Annotated in this window: 15 protein-coding genes, 1 pseudogene and 1 riboswitch; of the genes and pseudogenes, 14 read left to right on the forward strand and 2 right to left on the reverse strand. The window is 35.2% G+C overall.

The genetic code is table 11. The annotated features are described in order from the left end of the window. Positions 1–2 precede the first annotated feature (2 nt). Entirely contained in the window at positions 3–1,718 is a 1,716-nt protein-coding gene (locus HM986_RS09775) for a purine-cytosine permease family protein (protein ID WP_179334905.1), read from the reverse strand. Positions 1,719–2,062: 344 nt separating this feature from the next. Between HM986_RS09775 and HM986_RS09780 the strand changes: the two genes are divergently transcribed. The 14 genes and pseudogenes from HM986_RS09780 (at position 2,063) to HM986_RS09850 (ending at position 19,368) form a co-directional block, all read left to right on the forward strand. Further along, complete coding sequence (locus HM986_RS09780; RefSeq protein ID WP_179334906.1) at positions 2,063–2,800, forward strand: NUDIX hydrolase; 738 nt, start codon at positions 2,063–2,065, stop codon at positions 2,798–2,800. Between the two features lie 84 nt (positions 2,801–2,884). Continuing rightward, a riboswitch (SAM-I-IV-variant riboswitch) is annotated at positions 2,885–2,982 on the forward strand. Between the two features lie 56 nt (positions 2,983–3,038). Further along, positions 3,039–4,367, forward strand: coding sequence for a Na+/H+ antiporter NhaC family protein (locus HM986_RS09785; RefSeq protein WP_179334907.1), 1,329 nt, complete (start codon positions 3,039–3,041; stop codon positions 4,365–4,367). Between the two features lie 110 nt (positions 4,368–4,477). After that, positions 4,478–5,062: a TetR/AcrR family transcriptional regulator gene (locus HM986_RS09790; RefSeq protein WP_020897202.1), complete on the forward strand. Its 585-nt coding sequence runs from the start codon at positions 4,478–4,480 to the stop codon at positions 5,060–5,062. 1 nt (position 5,063) lies between these two features. Next, complete coding sequence (locus tag HM986_RS09795) at positions 5,064–5,729, forward strand: NAD(P)H-binding protein (protein ID WP_179334908.1); 666 nt, start codon at positions 5,064–5,066, stop codon at positions 5,727–5,729. 17 nt (positions 5,730–5,746) lie between these two features. Then, a pseudogene (locus HM986_RS17760) lies at positions 5,747–6,379 on the forward strand (NAD(P)H-dependent oxidoreductase). 14 nt (positions 6,380–6,393) lie between these two features. Beyond that, positions 6,394–7,392, forward strand: coding sequence for an NADP-dependent oxidoreductase (locus tag HM986_RS09810; protein WP_179334911.1), 999 nt, complete (start codon positions 6,394–6,396; stop codon positions 7,390–7,392). A 21-nt stretch (positions 7,393–7,413) separates the two neighbouring features. Next, positions 7,414–8,574: an iron-containing alcohol dehydrogenase gene (locus tag HM986_RS09815; RefSeq protein ID WP_179334912.1), complete on the forward strand. Its 1,161-nt coding sequence runs from the start codon at positions 7,414–7,416 to the stop codon at positions 8,572–8,574. 99 nt (positions 8,575–8,673) lie between these two features. Beyond that, positions 8,674–9,471 (forward strand): type 1 glutamine amidotransferase domain-containing protein, encoded by a 798-nt coding sequence (locus HM986_RS09820; protein WP_179334913.1) that lies wholly within the window; start codon positions 8,674–8,676, stop codon positions 9,469–9,471. 219 nt (positions 9,472–9,690) lie between these two features. Next, the gene (locus HM986_RS09825) at positions 9,691–10,332 is read left to right on the forward strand and encodes a thiamine phosphate synthase (RefSeq protein WP_179334914.1); all 642 of its coding nucleotides are present in this window, start codon (positions 9,691–9,693) and stop codon (positions 10,330–10,332) included. Positions 10,333–10,382: 50 nt separating this feature from the next. Next, positions 10,383–11,285 carry an EamA family transporter gene (locus HM986_RS09830; protein WP_179334915.1) on the forward strand — a complete coding sequence of 301 codons (903 nt, stop codon included), beginning with the start codon at positions 10,383–10,385 and terminating at the stop codon, positions 11,283–11,285. A 156-nt stretch (positions 11,286–11,441) separates the two neighbouring features. Continuing rightward, entirely contained in the window at positions 11,442–12,362 is a 921-nt protein-coding gene (locus HM986_RS09835; protein WP_179334916.1) for a glutaminase, read from the forward strand. A 169-nt stretch (positions 12,363–12,531) separates the two neighbouring features. Further along, entirely contained in the window at positions 12,532–15,864 is a 3,333-nt protein-coding gene (locus HM986_RS09840) for a transglutaminase family protein (protein WP_179334917.1), read from the forward strand. Between the two features lie 20 nt (positions 15,865–15,884). Next, a complete protein-coding gene (locus HM986_RS09845) occupies positions 15,885–18,437 on the forward strand; it encodes a circularly permuted type 2 ATP-grasp protein (protein ID WP_179334918.1) in 2,553 nt (850 codons plus the stop codon). 1 nt (position 18,438) lies between these two features. Further along, positions 18,439–19,368: a transglutaminase family protein gene (locus HM986_RS09850; protein WP_179334919.1), complete on the forward strand. Its 930-nt coding sequence runs from the start codon at positions 18,439–18,441 to the stop codon at positions 19,366–19,368. Between the two features lie 20 nt (positions 19,369–19,388). Here HM986_RS09850 and HM986_RS09855 read toward each other — a convergent pair whose 3' ends face one another. Further along, complete coding sequence (locus HM986_RS09855) at positions 19,389–20,441, reverse strand: zinc-binding metallopeptidase family protein (RefSeq protein WP_179334920.1); 1,053 nt, start codon at positions 20,439–20,441, stop codon at positions 19,389–19,391. Positions 20,442–20,452: the final 11 nt, after the last annotated feature.

Consider the following 20,452-nt stretch of genomic DNA (forward strand, 5'->3'; position numbering starts at 1 on the left):
ATTTAAGTGTTTTTAATTTTTCCGCGCTTAAGTGCCCAATAGGCCGTAACAAAATATATTACTGTACAGATAAATGCGTATTTATAAAATACCTCTCTATTCTGTGTGTACGACTCCGCATTTTCACTACCAAATAAGACAATACAGGCTAATATTACCGTTATGATTAATACAAGTAAAGAGATGCCTCTTAATAGCTTAGTGAAAAGGGTTGTGTCTTTGATGATTATACGTTCTCCTTCTGCTTTTTGCTCTTGAAATTTTAAGATGTTTGTGTTGCGGATTTTTTCTTTTTCTTCTGCTTCTGGGTACTTATTTTTAGCGCCATAGCGGCCAGCTAAAAAGGTATAGATTAATATAGTGAATATCCAAGTTGGTATAAAGAGATAAAAGAATGACATTACATTTAATGCGTTTAAACCAAATCCAAAAACAAGGCCAAGTGCCCAAGAGGCAATTGCAGGAGTACTAACAGTCAATTGACGATAATGTAACCAATAGCGTGTGTAACCAATTCGGGGAAATATTTGATGTTCTGAAAACACTATGGCTCCTACAGGTACAACTAATAAACCAGCATAAGTAAGTAACGGAAGTATTTGAGAAAACACAAAAGGAAAACAGGCCACGACCATAGTTACTAATCCTACTGCTATAGTGGTTTTTTTACGCGAATGACTTTTAAATATCGCCTGTGCTGCCAAACCTGCTCTATAGAGATTGGCAACTGCCGTAGTCCAGCCGGCTACAATAACAATAACAAATCCTGACCATCCTAAAGCGTAGTAAGCGACATCACCTGGATCTAATTCTACTATAGATTTTCCGATGATAACGGCCGCTCCTGCTCCCATAATTCCAGCAGAAATCCAAGCTACATAATGCCCAAACATCATGCCTGTACTGGTGGTTAATCCGTATGATTTCTTTTTAGAAAATCGGAATAAGGCCATATCTATCAGTCCAAAATGCGTGATGGTATTAGCAGCCCAAGCAAAACCAATAACTTCTGTTAAACCTATACCTTGTTGTCCATCACTGTTTATACCTGTCCAGATGGATTGGTCACCTAAGCTTACAAAGTCAGCCCATCCATTTGGTAATGGCTTACCTAAAACTTCCAAAGATAAAGCAGGTAAAAGCACAAATGCACCACAGGTAAACATTACAAATAACCAAGGAGCACATATACCAGCAAATTCTGAAACTGCTTTAAAACCATAAATAGCTATAGATACAACGACTGTTCCAACAATTAATACGATGAGTACAAACCAAGAATTGGTGGGATACCAATTTAATTGTGGAGGTATATTAAACGCAAACCTAACCGCTGTTGCAGATACTGTAATCATCGCAGCAGAAATCACTGTAAAAATAATGACATTAGCCCAATTATAAAGTTTGGTCATTGAATCACCTGCGATTTTATTAAGATATGTGTATAGGCTTAATCTCGTATCTACAGCAATAGGAGATGTAATGAAGGTCCAACTTAAAACAGCTAAAATATTACCAATTAATAATCCTAATAGAATATCCTTTGTTGTAGCTCCTAAAGCCACAAAAGTAGCACCAATAACAAACTCAGTTGCAGCAACGTGCTCAGCGGCATAAATACCAGCAAAATGCGTCCAATTATGCAATTTATGTTTTGCAATTGGCAATTGTTCGTCTTCTAAGTTTTCGAATTGTTGAAAGTCATTGGTAGCGTCCATGATTTATAAATTGAAATTAGTCTTGTTTAGTTTTTTATTCTGACGTACATACCAATGTATTTGTCGTTAGTTAATGTTCTGAATTAAGATTTATGTAATTATAATTCTATGGTTTTAATACTGCTTTATTTGCAAACGTCATATTTACGTTTATTTGTCAAATGTATAAAATAATATTTGAATAACTCCTAATCAACCCCATAAAAATACAATATATTACCTTGATACTATGGTATATTGATACTTGAATGCTTTATTTATAAAGGGGTTAACAAATAAATATTTAATGTAATAATGACGTTTATTCAGTATAATTATTTACTTTTATCAGATAATTTGATAGTATGATACCAAATAAAATTCTGAATTTATCTGTAGATTGTGTTGTTTTTGGATACGATACCAATACAAAATCTTTGAATGTCTTACTTATAAAACGGTATTTAGAAGCTAGCGCTACCAAAGAAATTCTGGTTGATGATTATGTGCTAACTGGCTATCATGTTTATGAAGATGAAACTTTAGATGAATCCGCGACGCGCGTATTGAAAGAGTTGACAGGTTTAACAAATCAGTATAAACAACAATTTAAGGCTTTTGGGAATCCAGATCGTTTATCAAATAAAAAGGATCTTATCTGGATTCAAAATCAAGAATTCAACCTTAGAACGGTCACGATAGCGTATTATTTTTTACTAAAAACAGAATGTGTTGACGTAAAAAATAATAAGTACAAGGCTAAATGGTTCCCTGTTAGAGAATTACCAGAACTAGGATTTGATCACCAGCAAATTATAGAAGAAGCACATGAGGATTTAAAAACAAAATGTTTAGCTGAACCCATTATATTCGAATTACTTCCAGACAAATTCACTATAAACGACGTGCAAGATCTTTATGAATCTATCTTAGGAATAGAGATTGATAACCGTAATTTCAGACGAAAACTGATTAATAAAAAGTACATCATTCCTTTAGATGAAAAACAAGTGGGTGTGTCTAAAAAACCAGCACAGTTGTATATGTTTAGTAAAGACATTTACAAAAAGATGTATCATAAAAATTACTTGATTAATATTTAATTCGAAAAATACAGCTTAAAATTTAGTTTAAAAAAATAACACAATTTTAAGTTTTAGTATTTAAAAACCCTTTAGTTTTGCCCACTTAATTATCAAGAATCTCAAAAAGAGATAGCAACCTGCAGTAACGAGCAAGGTGCTAAATAAGATAAGCCAAATACTTTGGAAAAAACGTTACACCAATTCCCACGTATTTACTTGTTGTTTACTTTTTGTGATTCTGACAAAAAACAGATTCATGTCGTCAATTAAACCAATTACTCCAAGTTTTAAAGCCTTACTTCCATTTTTTGTATTCATCATTACGTTTTTAAGTGTTGGAATTATTCAAAATGATTTTTACGCCTTACCTGCTCCTATTGCGGTTATTGCAGGAATTTTAGTGGCGTTTCTCATGTTTAAGCAGTCTATCAATTCTAAAATTAGCACACTTTTAGAAGGTTGTGGAGATCCTAAAATACTCACCATGTGTTTAATTTATTTACTAGCAGGTGCATTTGCGGCCGTCACAAAAGCTACGGGAAGTGTAGATACCATTGTTCATTTAGGATTAGACCTCATTAATAGCCAATACATCTATTTCGGAGTTTTTATAATCGCTGCTTTTTTATCCGTTTCAACAGGAACTTCCGTTGGTGCTATTGTAGCTTTGGCTCCTATAGTGATTGGATTTGCGGACACTGGTGATTTCTCTTTGGGGATTTTATGTGGAGCCTTATTAGGTGGATCCATGTTTGGAGATAATTTATCGGTAATATCGGATACTACCATTGCAGCTACCCAATCTTTAGACTGTAAAATGAGCGATAAATTTAAAGCCAACATTAAGATTGCCTTACCTGCAGCGCTTGTAACTATTGGAATTCTTATTTATCAAGGCTTAAGTCTGCAAACGGATGGTACAGAAACCGTCGCATATTCCTATTCTGTATTAAAGATTGCTCCCTATGTTATTGTGATTGTTTTATCTATAATAGGTATTAACGTTTTTACAACTTTGATGTTGGGTGTTATTTCAGCGGGAATTCTAGGAGTGTTTTATGGGGATTTTTCAATCATTGAATTTACTAGAATCAGCTATACAGGTTTTACCAACATGACAGAGATTTTCCTGCTATCTCTATTAACTGGTGGTTTAGCAGCTTTGGTAGCTTACAATGGAGGTATTGAATTTATTTTAGTCAAAATTAAAACCCTGATTAGAAATCAGAAAACAGCGCAATTCGGCATTGCCGCCTTAGTTTCCACTATTAATACGGCCATTGCAAACAATACGGTTTCGATTATTATTTCAGGTTCTATAGCTAAATCTATTAATGATGAATATGGCTTAGATAACAAACAAACGGCGTCAATCTTAGATGTGTTTGCCTGTATTACACAAGGACTTTTGCCATATGGCGCGCAAGTATTAATGATTTTAAGTTTCGCGAATGGTAATATTACGTATTTGGATTTGGTATCTAATACTTGGTATTTAGTGTTACTACTTGTTTCTACTACTCTATTCATTACTTTTAGAAACCATCCTAGAAGTCATGCCAACCCGAAAAACGCATTAGTTTAAGCAAACGATATTCATTTTAGAATGCTCATTTAAAGTCTAAACTTAAACCTTTGTTAAAAAAAGAATGAACGTTCATTTTTTCTGTATATTTGCATCAGAATTAAAACACAATGGCAAAACTTCAAAAAAGTATAGATAAACGTAATGCACTCGTTAAGGCAACCATAGAGCTGGTTAACAACAACGGGTTCCATGCGACTCCTATGAGTAAGATTGCTAAAATGGCTAATGTGTCACCAGCCACGATTTACTTATACTTCGAAAATAAACAAGATTTAGTAAATCAAACGTATATAGATGTTAAGGCCGAATACACCAATTATGCATTTGCCGATTTTGATCCTAACATGCCAATTGAAGAAGGCTTTGAAATGATATGGAAACGCATTGCCGACTTTAAACTCAACGAATGCGAGCATGCTATGTTTTTAGCACAGTGTGATAATACTCCAATGATAGATGAGGAAAGCAGACAAGAAGGCATTAAGCATTTACAACCCCTACTCGATCTTTGGGAACGTGGTAAAAAAGAAGGCGTTATAAAACCGCTCTCGGATTACATATTATATGCTTACGCTATCAACCCTTTATCTTTTTTAATGATGACTCAAAAACGAGGTTCATTTACTTTAGATAAAGCACATCTAGAAGAGGCTTATCAATCGGCTTGGAGCAGTATAAAAATGTGTAAATAAGATGAAAAAAACCGCAATCATATTAGGAGCTTCAGGATTAACAGGATCTCATGTTCTTCAAAAATTAATTGAAGACGACCGTTACGATACTATTAAATTGTTTTCACGCTCTAAAATTGAAGGTTTACCAAATAAAGTCAAACAATTTATTGGAGATCTCTTAGAGTTCAACCAATTTAAAAATGACTTTACCGCAGACGAGGTGTTTTGTTGTATTGGTACAACGGCGAAAAAGACACCAGATAAAACACTTTATAAGAAAATAGATTTCGGAATTCCGGTTGCAGCAGCAAAGCTTTCAAAAGAAAATAACATTTCTACATTTTTAGTCGTCTCAGCAATGGGAGCTAATAAAAATAGTAATGTGTTTTACAATAAGACAAAAGGAGAAATGGAACACAACGTCTTAAAGCAGCAACTTAAAAAGACATTTATTTTAAGACCGTCTTTAATTGGTGGTGATAGACAAGAATCTAGACTATTAGAAAAAATAGGATTGGTGATTTTCAAGGTAATTCAACCGTTATTCATCGGTAAATTAAAGAAATATAAAATAGTGAATGCCGAAACCATTGCGCAAGCTATGATACACTTAGCAAATACAAAACATTATGCTGATGTGATTATAACGTCAGATGACATTAATAAATTAGGAAACAACGCTTAAAAAAAGAAATTACAAATATGGAATTATTAGATAAATTAAATTGGAGATATGCCGCTAAAGCAATGAATGGAAACGTGGTACCAGAAGAAAAAATACAACGCATTTTAGAAGCAGCACGTTTAGCACCAACATCAAGTGGTTTACAACCTTTTGAGATTATGGTGATTACAAATCAAGATATAAAAAAAAAGATAAAACCTGTAGCATGGAACCAGTCGGTAATTACAGACTGCTCTCACCTACTCGTTTTTGCAGCTTGGGATACGTAAACGGCAGATAGAATTAATTATATGTTCGATTTAACTAATGAGATTCGTGGTTTTAAAAACGAAGGTTGGGAAAACTATCGCCAAATGCTACTAAGTTCATATCCTCAAAAAGATGCGGAAGAAAACTTTAACCATGCCGCTAAGCAAGCGTATATCGCATTTTCACAAGCGATAACTGCTGCGGCTTTTGAAGGCGTAGATACCACTCCACTTGAAGGATTTGATCCTGATGCAGTTGATGAAATTTTAGGACTAAGAGAAAAAGGATTACGTAGCGCGGTATTATTACCTGTTGGCTACAGAAAAGAAAATGAAGATTGGTTAGTAGATCTTGTTAAGGTGAGAAAACCTATGGAAGATTTAGTAACTGTAATTAACTAAAAAAACAAAGAATCATGACAAAGACAATTTTATTAAAAAATAGACCTGAAGGAAAACCTTCAATGTCAGATTTCGAATTTAAAACAGAGGAATCTGAAAACACAGTAAACCAAGGAGAATTACTATTAGAAACCAAATATGTTTCTGTAGATCCTTATTTACGAGGACGAATGAGTGATGCCAAATCATACGTGCCACCATTTCAACTTGATAAACCGATTCAATCTGGCGTTATCGCCAAAGTATTAGAATCTAAAAATGAAAAATTTGCAGAAGGTGACTATGTTTCTGGTATGCTTAATTGGCAAACAAAACAAGTCTCTAAAGCTGAAGGCTTAACTAAAGTTGATCCGTCTAAAGCACCATTATCTGCTTATTTAGGGATTTTAGGCATGACAGGTTTAACAGCGTACACAGGATTAACCGAAATTGGAAAACCGAAAGCAGGAGAAACATTAGTAGTTTCTGGTGCAGCTGGTGCCGTTGGATCTGTTGTAGGACAAATTGGAAAAATTCTCGGCCTGAAAGTGATTGGTATCGCTGGAACGGATGAAAAAATAGAACTTCTAAAAAGCAAGTTTGGTTTTGATGCTGGTATCAATTATAAAACCACAAAAGACATGAAAGCTGCCATTGCAGAAGCAGCACCAAATGGTGTAGATATTTATTTTGATAATGTTGGAGGTCCAATTTCAGATGCGGTTTTAGTGAATATTAATAGACTCGCACGAATCATTGTTTGTGGAGCCATTTCGGTTTATAACAATACAGAGGCACCAAAAAGCTTGAGCGTTCAACCGTTTTTAGTAAAAAACAGTGCGTTAATGCAAGGGTTTATTGTCTCTAATTATACGGACAAATTCCCAGAAGCTATGAAGCAATTATCACAATGGTTAGCAGAAGACAAACTAACCTATTCAGAAACCATAGTTAAAGGTTTTGATAACATTCCGAGTGCGTTTATCGATTTATTTGAAGGTAAAAACAAAGGGAAAATGGTAGTTGAATTATAAATAAGATAAAAAGAAAAGAAGATGAATAATTTTGATTTTAAAAACCCTACCAAAATAATTTTTGGAAAGGACACAATAGAAAAACTAGAAAACGAAATACCTAAAGACTCCAAAGTATTATTGCTATATGGTGGAGGAAGTATCAAGAAAAACGGCATTTACGATCAGGTTAAAACAGCCTTATCTAAAGTAGATGTTGTTGAGTTTGGTGGTATTCCTGCAAATCCGGAATACGCTAAGTTAATGGAAGCATTAAAGGTGATAAAAGATGAAAACATTACATACTTATTAGCCGTTGGTGGTGGATCTGTAATTGATGGGACTAAGTTTTTATCAGCAGCTGCGGTTTATGATGGTGAGACTCCTTGGGATATTTTAACCCAAAATATTAGAACTGAAAAAGGAATGCCTTTCGGAACCGTTTTAACGCTTCCTGCTACAGGATCTGAAATGAATTCTGGTGCTGTAGTTACAAGAGCTGAAACCCAAGAGAAATTAGCAATGGGTGGACCTGGTTTATTCCCTGAGTTCTCTATATTAGATCCTCAAGTGATTACGTCTATTCCAGAACGTCAATTAGCAAACGGCTTAACAGATGCTTTTACTCATGTTTTAGAACAATACATGACGTATCCTGTTGGTGCCTTATTACAAGACCGTTTCGCAGAGAGCATTTTACAAACTTTAATTGAGGTGGCTCCTAAAGTGATGAAAGATCCAACAGATTATAAAGCTGCTTCTAACTTTATGTGGAGTTGTACTATGGCTTTAAATGGATTAATCCAAAAAGGGGTACCTTCAGACTGGGCTGTTCATGCGATGGGACATGAGTTAACGGCGTTGTTTGGTATTGACCACGCACGTACTTTAGCCGTAATTGCACCAAGCCATTACAAGTTTAATTTTGAATCGAAGAAAGAAAAATTAGCACAATACGCCGAGCGTGTTTGGAATGTTACTGAAGGTAGCACAGACGATAAAGCTTATGCTGCGATTGAAAAAACAACAGCTTTCTTTCACCAATTAGGTATCGATACTAAGTTATCAGATTACACTAAAGATTATGAAGGTACGGCTGAAAAAATAGCAAAACGTTTTACTGATCGTGGATGGTTGGGATTAGGTGAACACCAATCGCTTTCACCAGATAAAGTAGAGAAAATCGTAAAAATGGCATATTAATTTTAAACGAAATGTCCGTTTGAGTATCTCGACGTTGACGTCGGAATGTATCAAGATCAATTTGTTCAACACTCAAACTGACATTAGATTTTATAAAAAATGAAAACACTACAAACTATAGTAGTTATTCTAACTTTAATTACAGCCTCAAGTTGTAAAGAGAATACAGCTTCTGAAACCGTTTCAGAAGGACAAAAAGAATTAAAAACAGAAAAGAACATGAAGGTATTATTCGTATTAACATCTCACGATAAACTAGGAGATACAGGAAAGAAAACAGGATTTTGGGTTGAGGAATTCGCAAGTCCATATTACACCTTATTAGATAAAGGTGCAACCATTACAATCGCGACACCAAAAGGTGGAGCTGCACCAGTAGATCCAAGTAGTGATTCGCCAGATGCGGCAACTGAAGCTACTGACCGTTATAACAAGGATGCTGATGCAAAAGATAAAATTGCAAACACTAAAGTACTAGCAGATATGAATGCTGATGATTTTGATGCTGTATTTTACCCAGGTGGTCATGGTCCTTTGTGGGATTTAACTAATGATGCAAATTCAGTAGCATTAATTGAAAAGTTTGACCGTCAAGACAAGCCAATAGCATTCGTTTGTCATGCACCAGCAGTATTGAAGGATGTAAAAAATGAAGACGGAACAGCATTAGTAAAAGGTAAAAAAGTCACTGGATTTTCAAACTTAGAAGAAGCGGCAGTTGGTTTAACCGAAGTTGTACCATTACTACTTGAAGATATGTTGATTGAGAATGGAGCGTTCTATTCAAACGGAGATAAATGGGCACCTTATGCTGTACAAGACGGTAACCTTATCACAGGTCAAAATCCAGCATCGTCAGAGTTAGTTGCTGAAAAGTTATTAGAAACATTGAAATAATTACCCCTAGTTAATTAGTAGCGAAAAGCCTGTATAACGTAATGTTTGCAGGCTTTTTTATTTGTTTGCATAAGTCTGTTTGTCCGTTTGATTAAGATTTAGAGTCTTAAGGATCTAAGAAGCCATCTATTTCTATTCGATATTAATGACTTACACCACCAAACATTTGTATTTTTGCGCCGCATTTAAAGAGAAGGCTTAATATTAAGACACCACGACATGATTATATCTAAACTACATTACATATCTCAGGGAAATACTCCTGAAGCGCATTTAGAAAACATTCAAAAGGCATGTACATCTGGTGCGGAGTTAGTACAATTGCATCTTACAGATGTCTCGGATGCTAAATATTTAGAGATCGCCAAAGCTGCTCGAGAAATCACCTTTCATTTTCAAACACGATTAATCATTAATTCTAATTATAAAATAGCTAAAGAAGTTAAGGCAGAAGGTGTGCATTTAGAAAAATCAGACATCTGCCCTACTGCAGTTAGACCAGCTTTATACACTTGGCAAATTATTGGTGGTACAGCAAACAATTTAGAAGATTGTGAGGTATTACTTGCTAAAGATATCGATTATATTAAGTTAGGACCTTTGAGGTCATCAACTAAAAATAGTTCAACTAAAGCTTTAAGTTTAGACGGTTATGCCTCTATTAGTAATGCTTTAATAACAGAAAAACCAATTATTGGTTTTGGTGACATCACCACAGATGATGTCACAGATATATTAGAAACAGGGCTTTCTGGAATTGCCGTATCTGATGCAATCACAGAAAATTTTGACAGCATAAAAACATTCAATCAGTTGTTGAAAGCATCTGCAACGGGTGAAATTAGACATACGTTTGAGTAGATAAATCTTAATCCTTCACAACAATTCATTACTAAAATTTATAGTCCAATATGTGGATGTATTTAGGCTTATTGGCCGCACTCTTTTTAGGATTACACAACTTATGTAAAAAACATGCCGTACAAGGAAACGAAGTATTTCCTGTGCTTTTAGGAACGGTTTCTAGTGGTTTTTTATTTATTGCTAGTTTTTACTGTTGGTCGTTGTATCAGCCCGAATATGCGCTCGCTAATGGCTACAATTTTCAATATATCCCTTGGCAAACTCATGGTTTTATTTTTATAAAATCAGCAATTATGGCGAGTTCATGGATATTAGCCTACCAAGCCTTAAAGCATTTGCCGATTACGATTGTGACTCCCATTCGTTCTGCAGGACCATTTTTTACCTTTATTGGTGCCATTTTAATTTACCAAGAAAAACCAAATACCTTACAATGGATTGGCTTTTTCCTCATCATTTTTTCAGTAATGCTTTATTCTAAAATAGGAAAAAAAGAAGGCATTAACTTCAAACGCAATAAATGGATTTTCGCTATAATTGGAGCTACATTTTTAGGTGCTTCCAGTGGTTTATATGATAAATTCTTAATTCAAAACTTAAGTCTCAACCCACAAACCTTACAATTCTGGTTTTGCCTATACACCATATTAATTTTACTAGTCATCTTAACCATCACGTGGTTTCCGTATGCAGAAAAACGACAAGCCTTTAAATTTCGTTGGTCCATTGTTGCTGTGGGAGTCTTATTACAAGCCGCAGACTATTTCTATTTTAAAGCCTTACAAGATCCGGATGCTTTAATTATGCTTTTATCGGCTATAAAACGCAGTCAAATCTTAATAGCCGTTGTCGTTGGTGGTTTGGTATTTAAAGAACAAAACAAACGTAAAAAATTAGTGCCTTTAGCAGGCATTATGATTGGGGTTTTTCTCATTTTATATTCAAATTAGATAAAAACCAATTCAATATTATTGTAGCGGTTTCAGTTTTTTAGCCATGAACAATTAGATGAGCTACACATTAATATAAGTTTCAGAACGACAACCTATTTAGAAATACCAATTTAAAACTTAACTTGCTCTAATTTTTCAAAAGTAGTAAAGCACATGAATTCAGATTACAGTCAGATTATAGAAAACGCATACAAGTTTACGAAACCCCTTAAAAATCAAGGTAAACTAGCAACATACATACCGGAATTAGCGAACGTTGATCCCGATAAATTTGGAGTACATATAACAAAATTAGACGGTCATAATTTTGGAATTGGAGACCATTTAGAGAAATTTTCTATTCAAAGTATTGCCAAAGTATTATCACTCTCTTTAGCTGTTAAATTTCTTGGAGAACGTATTTGGACGCGTATTGATGTTGAGCCTTCGGGAACTAAGTTCGATTCGCTTCTTTTACTAGAAACGTATAAAGGTATTCCTCGTAATCCTTTTGTGAACTCTGGTGCTATTGTTATTTGCGACATCTTAATTTCGCATCTAGAAAATGCAAGGGAAGAGTTTCTAGAATTTGTCAGAGACCTCAGTGATATTCCCGATTTGAACTACTCTGATAAAATAGCTGATTCTGAAAAAGCCACAGGTTTCCGAAATGTTGCCTTATGTAATTTTATAAAGTCTTTGGGTAATATTAAAAACGATCCTGCTGAAGTATTAGATTTTTATTTCGATATGTGTTCTTTAGAAATGAATTGCGAGCAATTGTCACGTACCTTTTCATTTCTAGCTAATGGAGGCCTAAAATTAAACGATGGCAAAAAGATTTTAACAAGCAGCCAAACTAAACGTATTAATGCTTTAATGCTTACGTGTGGCTTCTATGATGAGTCTGGTGAATTTGCATTTAAAGTTGGATTACCAGGAAAAAGTGGTGTTGGCGGAGGTATTGTCGCCTTATATCCTAATAACTTTACGATTGCGGTTTGGAGTCCTAAGTTAAATCCCAACGGAAACTCTTTTAAAGGTATGAAATTACTAGAAACGGTGACTACTCATTCAGAAATGAGTATTTTTTAACCATTTTAATTACGATTTTAAAAACCATTTCTGCTTTTGATTGGATTAATCCAAAAAAATTAACAATCGTTTAGTTTCCATATTAGGTTTAGGTAAAATACCTTATTTTGCATAGACATTAGTGTTATTCAAACTAATGTGCTACTGAATTTATATACCAACGAACGCTATGGCATTAAAAATTGTAATATCTCATAAGACTACGTACAAATATGATCGTAAAGTATCCTTGTCTCCGCATGTTTTTAGATTACGACCAGCTCCACACTCTAGAACTCCAATTGAATCCTATTCCATAAAGATTACTCCAGAAAATCAATTTTTCAACTGGCAACAAGATCCATTTGGTAATTATGTGGCGCGTCTGGTGTTTCCTGAGAAAACAGATGAGTTGTCTGTGGACGTTGAGATTATTGCAGATTTACAAACCATTAATCCTTTCGATTTTTTTATTGAAGAATATGCTGAGGAATTTCCGTTTAAATATACCGAAACGGTTAAAAAAGAGCTACAGCCCTATTTAGAAATTACAGACGATGGTGAATTACTAAATGAATTTTTAGAAACACTAGACTATACTCCCAGAAAAACCATCTATTTTTTAATTCATGTGAATCAAAAAATATACGAATATCTAAGCTATAATATCCGAATGGATCCTGGTGTTCAAACCTGTGAAGATACCTTAGAAACAAAAAAAGGATCGTGTAGAGATTACGCCTGGTTATTTGTACAAGCCTTAAGACATTTAGGTTTTGGAGCACGATTTGTTTCGGGTTATTTGGTGCAACTAAGATCAGATGAAAAGTCATTAGATGGCCCTTCTGGTCCTGAAGAGGATTTTACCGATTTACACGCTTGGGCAGAAGTGTATTTACCTGGTGCTGGTTGGATTGGTTTTGATGCTACCTCTGGCCTATTAGCTGGAGAAGGTCATATTCCTTTAGCCTGTACTCCTTCGTTTGAAAGTGCGGCTCCGGTTTCGGGAATGACCGACAAATGTGAAACGGAGTTCTTCTTTGAAAATAAAGTCACACGAATTTTTGAATCACCACGAGTCACAAAGCCATATACCGAAGACCAATGGAAAGCCATTGATAAATTAGGGCATAAAGTAGAACGGCAATTACAAAAGAATGATGTACGCTTAACCATGGGAGGCGAACCGACCTTTATTTCAATTGATGATTTAGAGTCTCCGGAATGGAATACAGATGCAGACGGACCTCACAAACAAAAACTTGCCAAAGAATTATCGAAACGTTTACATCACGAATTTGGTAAAGGTGGTGTGTTGCATCATGCTCAGGGTAAATGGTATCCAGGCGAACCTTTACCAAGATGGCAAATAGAAATTTGTTGGCGAAAAGATCAAAGACCAATTTGGTATAATAAAAGATATCTCGGTACGTATGTTGACAATTATACAGTACCACCAGATTACGATAAATTATTTTTAGAAACCTTAACGGCGTATTTAGGGGTTTCTACACAGCATATAATACCAGGTTTTGAAGATGCCTTCTATTTTTTATGGGAACACGGGAATCTCCCTATAGATGTAGATCCTACAAAAGATAGAGACAATACGTTAGTCAAAAATAAACTCAAAGATATTTTAGAAAAAGGCACGTCCACTCCAGTGGGGTATTTGCTGCCTTTAAATTGCACGGAAGGGAAATGGTTTACAAGTCAATGGGAATTTAGAAGACAACACTTATTTCTAACACCTGGTAATTCTCCAATGGGACTCAGATTACCATTAAGTTCTTTATTAGAAAAACCAGATAATGAAGTATTTCCAGTATATGAACCCGATTTATTCTCTCAAAAGAAACGATTACCAAGCTTTAGAGACTCCGTTAAAAGACGACATAAAGATTTTATAGAGAATGGATACGATAGCAATCAACCTAATTATTTTGTTAGAACCGCGATTTGTTCAGAAATACGAGATGGCAAATTATATTTATTCTTACCTCCATTAGATACAGCTGAAAACTTTTTAGATTTAATCGCAGCTATCGAATTTACAGCGAAAGCACTAAAAGTGCCTGTCATTATGGAAGGTTATGATCCTCCCAAAGATAATAGGTTAGAATCTTTAAAAATCACTCCAGATCCTGGTGTCATTGAAGTTAATGTGCATCCCGTAACGAATTGGACCGATTTAGTGAATAATACACTCACTTTTTACGAGCAAGCCAAACTATCGCGTTTAGGGACTGAAAAGTTTATGTTAGATGGTAAACATACAGGCACAGGAGGTGGTAATCACGTCACTTTAGGAGGCACAAGTCCTGCGGATAGTCCGCTATTACGAAAGCCTAGTTTACTGAGAAGTTTGTTAACGTTTTGGCAGCATCATCCAGGATTAAGTTACTTATTTTCGGGTTCATTTGTTGGACCTACAAGTCAGGCTCCGCGAATTGATGAAGCACGACAAGATAATTTATACGAATTAGAAATTGCCTTTAGTCAAATTCCAAAAGATGGTGAGGTCCCATTTTGGTTAACCGATCGTTTATTTAGACATTTACTCACCGATTTAACAGGAAACACACACCGTGCAGAATTTTGTATCGATAAACTATACTCGCCAGATTCGTCAACCGGACGCTTAGGAATTTTAGAATTGCGTGGTTTTGATATGCCACCACATCCTAAAATGAGTTTAATGCAAATGCTACTCGTTAGAACCTTAGTCTCTTGGTTCTGGAAAAAACCGTATGAGCACAATTTAGTGCGTTGGGGAACAGAGTTGCATGATAAGTTCTTAATTGAACATTATGTAAGAGAAGATATTAAAGACATTGTGGATCAATTAAACAAAGCAGGTTATCAATTTGAAGAAGATTGGTTTAATCCGTTTTTCGAATTTAGATTTCCACTGCATGGCATGTTAGAAATTAACAATATTCATCTCGAATTACGAGCAGGAATTGAACCTTGGAATGTTTTAGGCGAAGAAATGACAGGTGGTGGAACTGCAAGATATGTTGATTCGTCTTTAGAACGTTTACAAGTAAAAGTATCCAATTTTGTGGATGAACGTTTTGTATTAACCTGTAACGGAGTTAAAGTACAATTGAAAAATACAGGAGTAAAAGGGGAATATGTTGCTGGTATTCGCTACAAAGCTTGGAACCCCTATTCTGCACTACACCCAACCATTGAAGCAGATACTCCATTGGTTTTTGATATTGTAGATACTTGGAACAAACGCTCAATTGGAGGTTGCACCTATTTTGTAGCGCATCCTGGTGGACGTTCTTATGATGTGCATCCTGTAAATAGCTTTGAAGCGGAATCGCGACGCATCAACCGTTTCTGGGAATTTGGCCATACACAAGGTGAAATTAGTCCATTTGAAAACATGACTTTTGATACCGAACCAACCTTAAGAAATGTTGAAGAAAAAAGTAGCTCAAAACGTTTTTCTTATAAGGAATTACCAGTTAATTTTGAATTTCCTTATACTCTAGATTTACGTAAAAAATAAAAAGCGTTGTTATTCATTATATGAAGACCCTAACAAAGACATTATTTGAAAATTATTTTTCAGCATCACCTGGCTACGATGAGTTGCTCACGTCTAAAATGAGCATTAAAGACAATTGGAAAGTATTGTCTAAAAACTTATTAAATATTGGTTCAAAACAGCTTGCTTCAAAGCAGACAGAAATCAATTGGTTGTTAGCAGAAAACGGTGTAACCTATAATGTTTATAACGATCCAAAAGGATTAAACAGACCTTGGGATCTCAATGTGGTACCGTTTGTTATTCATCAAAACGAATGGAGTGAGGTTGAAAAGGGAATTCAGCAACGTGCCGAACTGTTAAATCTTGTTTTAAAGGATTTATATGGAAAACGAGACCTGCTTAAAAATGGTATTATTCCACCGGAAGTCATTTATGCACACAGTGGTTTTTTAAGAGCTTGCGATCAAATTCAATATAAAAACGCAAAACAACTTTCGGTTTACGCAGCAGATTTAGCGCGAGGGCCAGATGGACGAATGTGGGTGGTGAACGACCGCACACAAGCACCTTCTGGTATGGGTTATGCACTAGAAAACCGATTTTCTACAAGTAAAATTAGTCCTGAATTATTCAAAAATATCAACGTCACACAACCGTCTAATTTCTTTAATGATTTTAATGCCTTATTATTAAATTCGGCATCAACCAAAGTAGAACGGCCAATGGTGGTCATATTAACACCAGGACCGCATAACGAAACCTATTTTGAACATGCGTATTTATCGTCATTTTTAGGGTATCCATTGGTAAAAGGAAACGATTTAGTGGTGCGCCATGGTAAAGTATGGTTAAAATCTTTAAAAGGTTTAAAACAAGTTGATGTCATATTAAGACGTATCGATGATACCTTTATGGATCCTCTAGAATTACGTGAGGATTCTTATTTAGGTGTTGCTGGATTGTTGGAAGCTGTGCGTTTACAAAACGTTACTGTTGTCAATCCTATTGGAAGTGGTGTCTTAGAGAATCCTGCTTTGATTCCGTTTATGGAAAATATTTCTAAGTACTTTTTAAAGGAAGACTTAATCTTACCACAAATTGCGTCTTGGTGGTGTGGTCAAGAAAAAGAACGAAAGCACGTCCTTGCAGATTTATCAGCTTTTGTATTGAAACGTATCGATAGATCTAATAGAGAAAATATCTATTTCTGTGAATTTCTCGATAAAAAAGCCCTTGAACAGCTTAAAAAAGAAATATTAGAACATCCGCATAAATTCGTAGCTCAAGAAAAAATATCCTTTTCTACAGCACCAAATTTTGTCAGCCATCACTTGGAACCTCGTAAAATTTCTTGTCGTACGTTCGCTATTGCAAAAGGTGACGGTTATAGTGTAATGCCTGGTGGCTTAGTGCGCGTGGCTCCAGAACGCGAAGAGTTATTTGTGTCTAATCAACGTGGTGGTACGAGTAAAGATTTTTGGGTGGTAAATGATGCTCCGCAACCCACACTTCAAAATTATGCGTGGAATAAAACCAATTCTAGTCGCTCTACAGATATCAATGATGTACCGAGTAATACGGCAGAAAATTTATTTTGGTCGGGTAGATATATCGGTAGAGCTTTAGTGACTGCGCGCTATTTAAGAATGGTGCTCAGTCAAATGACACATGCGCAATACAACGACCGAAAACCAGAATCTGAAAGTTTAAAAATACTCTTTCAATCCATTACTAAAATCACGTCTACGTTTCCTGGTTTTATGGCGGAAGATGAAGAGGTGTTAAACAATCCTTTAGTTGAGATAAAAGATATCATTTTAGACGAAACCAAAATTGGAAGTTTTGCCCAATCCATGCAAAGTTTTAGTTCGTCGTATTATGCCTTACGAAATTTATGGTCTAGAGATATGTGGCGCGTTTTTGATGGTATTCAGAAACATATAAAAAACTTAAAAAAGGAAGAGGATTACACCGTTTACAAACTGACTAATTTTTTCGATAAGATCATTACAAGGCTCATCGCTTTTATGACGCTTACTGAAGAAAGTATTCTCGTTCGTCAAGGCCTCCTACTCTATTTTATTGGTTTACAGCTAGAAATTGGTGCCATGAATATTGAAAAATTCAGAGCCTTGTTAATTGTAAATCACGATGAAGAATTAGAATATGAAATTTTAGAATCCTTGTTAAATAGTCATGAAAGCTTAAATATTTACCGATACAGTTACAACTCGTATTTAAGTTTAGAAAACGTATTGAATTTGATTATTTTAGATAAAGAATATTCGAGATCCTTGACCTGTCAAATGCACCGCTTAAAGAAAGACATAGATAAGTTACCAAATATAAATGAAAACGCACAGCTTACTGTGTGTCAAGAAAACATCAATACAGTCATTTCTAAAATTGATAGTTTAAACGTTGCAGAACTTTTAGTTGTAGATCCTAAATCTAATATGCGCGAAAACATGGATACAGTATTGTCAGATTTAAGTGATTTATTACATGTCACATCCTTATCCATTTCAGATACTTATTTTAATCATTCGCAACCACAAAAACAGTTGGTTAACCGAAATATCACGACGTAATATGATTTTTGATCTCTGGCATAAAACGAAATACACATATGAACATGGCGCTTCGTTCTGCCATAATTTAACCACATTAAAACCTAAGAGTTTTCCAGGACAAACGCTTTTGGATTATAATTTAGAAATTACACCTACTCCAACCGATATTACTGAACGCTTAGATTTCTTTGGAAATGCTGTAACACGATTTTCAATACAACAGCATCATAAGGAGTTAATTGTTATTGCACGTAGTAAAGTAGAGCGAGATTATAGTAAACAGTTTGATGAAAGCCTTTTTTTACGAGCTAAAAAAGTCACTGTAGAAGATACGAAAGTACACTTAAAAGGTACAGATTCAGATCTTATTGACGCCAGACAATTTGTAATGCCTTCTCCATTAATATCAACATCTAGTGAAGACATCAAAGCCTATGCAGCACTATCGTTTAAGCCTGAACGTTCTCTTTACGAAGCTACTTATGAGCTAATGCAACGCATTTATACGGATTTTGATTTTGTACCAGGTTTCACCAATATCGCTACACCTTTGGAAGCTGTTATGAGTGCCAAAAAAGGGGTTTGTCAAGATTTTGCACAAATCGCAATTGCTTGCGTGCGTTCTATGGATTTACCAGCTAAATATGTGAGTGGTTATATTGAAACGGTTCCACCGAAAGGCAAAGAAAAGCTCGTAGGAACCGATGCTTCTCATGCTTGGTTTTCCGTCTACATTCCAACATATGGTTGGGTCGATTTTGACCCGACGAATAACCAAATTCCAAAAAACCAACACATCGTTGTGGCGCACGGTAGAGATTATTATGATGTCCCTCCTTTAAAAGGAGTGATTTATAGTATGGGTAAAAACACTATGGAAGTTGCTGTAGATTTAAGACCTGCAGTGTCTGACTTACATCAAATGCAGAGCCAGTCGCAACAACAATAATCATTTAATATCGCCTTACATTAATTACGCTTAAACAGGAGTAACCGATGAATGAATTTCAATTTCTCAATTATTGGTGGTGAAATCACAAACGGATAAACATCCGGAATTCCCATCGCTCTATTGATACTATTTACAGCCAAGGACAACGGAACACACTTTCTTAAAATAATATCAAAATTCGTTTTCGTATAAGGATCAAAGGACACTTTTGTTTTTAAGGCCTTCGATTTAAATTTCGGATTTACATTCAAGCGAAAGAAATAGGCGGTTTCTACCATATCCATAATATGTAAATAATGGGCCCAAGTTTCTGCCCAGTCTTCCCAAGGATGCGAAGTCGCATAGGCACTAATAAATGATTTTTGCCAATCTTTCGGTGCTCCTTCTTTATAATAGCTTTGAAGCGCTTCAGAATAATCCTGGCTTTCATCACCAAAAATAGTTCTGTATTCAGCTAAAACTTTAGCATCATCTCGTACTAAAACATTCCAAAAATAATGGCCTACTTCGTGTCGTAAATGTCCAACTAATGTTCTGTAAGGTTCTATCATCTCCTTTCTAGCTTGCTCTCTTAAAACAGAATTGCCTTCTCTAATTAATATGGTTATGACTCCATCCGCATGACCCGTCATTAATTTTGGGTTATTGAGTTTTTCTACGAAATCAAAACATAAGCCATGTTCATGCTTAAGTTTGCTCGCTAATGGCAAACCTATTTTCTGTAATTGATAGATTAAGCGATGCTTGGCAATTTCAAGATGCTGCCAGTTTTCAAAGTTATCGGAATCGGGTATAGAAAGATTAGGAATCGTTCTATTGAGTTGGCAGGCACTACAATAATCTTCAGGATCATCCTTCTCTAGCACCCAATTGCAAACCTTGTAGGTATTATTCTTGCAATACTTATATTCATCATGCTCTCTTTCTGAAATAAGTGCAGCTATATCTGGAGAAAAAGCAAGCATTGTACGGTCTGTTGCTCTATAGCCTGTTAAATGACCACAGGTATCGCAACTGTAGTTTTCAAAAAACACAGAAGCATTACAATTTCCACATTGAAATATTTTCATGACAAATCAAA

Origin of the sequence: Winogradskyella costae, assembly GCF_013403865.1 — a bacterium.
Classification (GTDB): Bacteria; Bacteroidota; Bacteroidia; order Flavobacteriales; family Flavobacteriaceae; genus Winogradskyella; species Winogradskyella costae.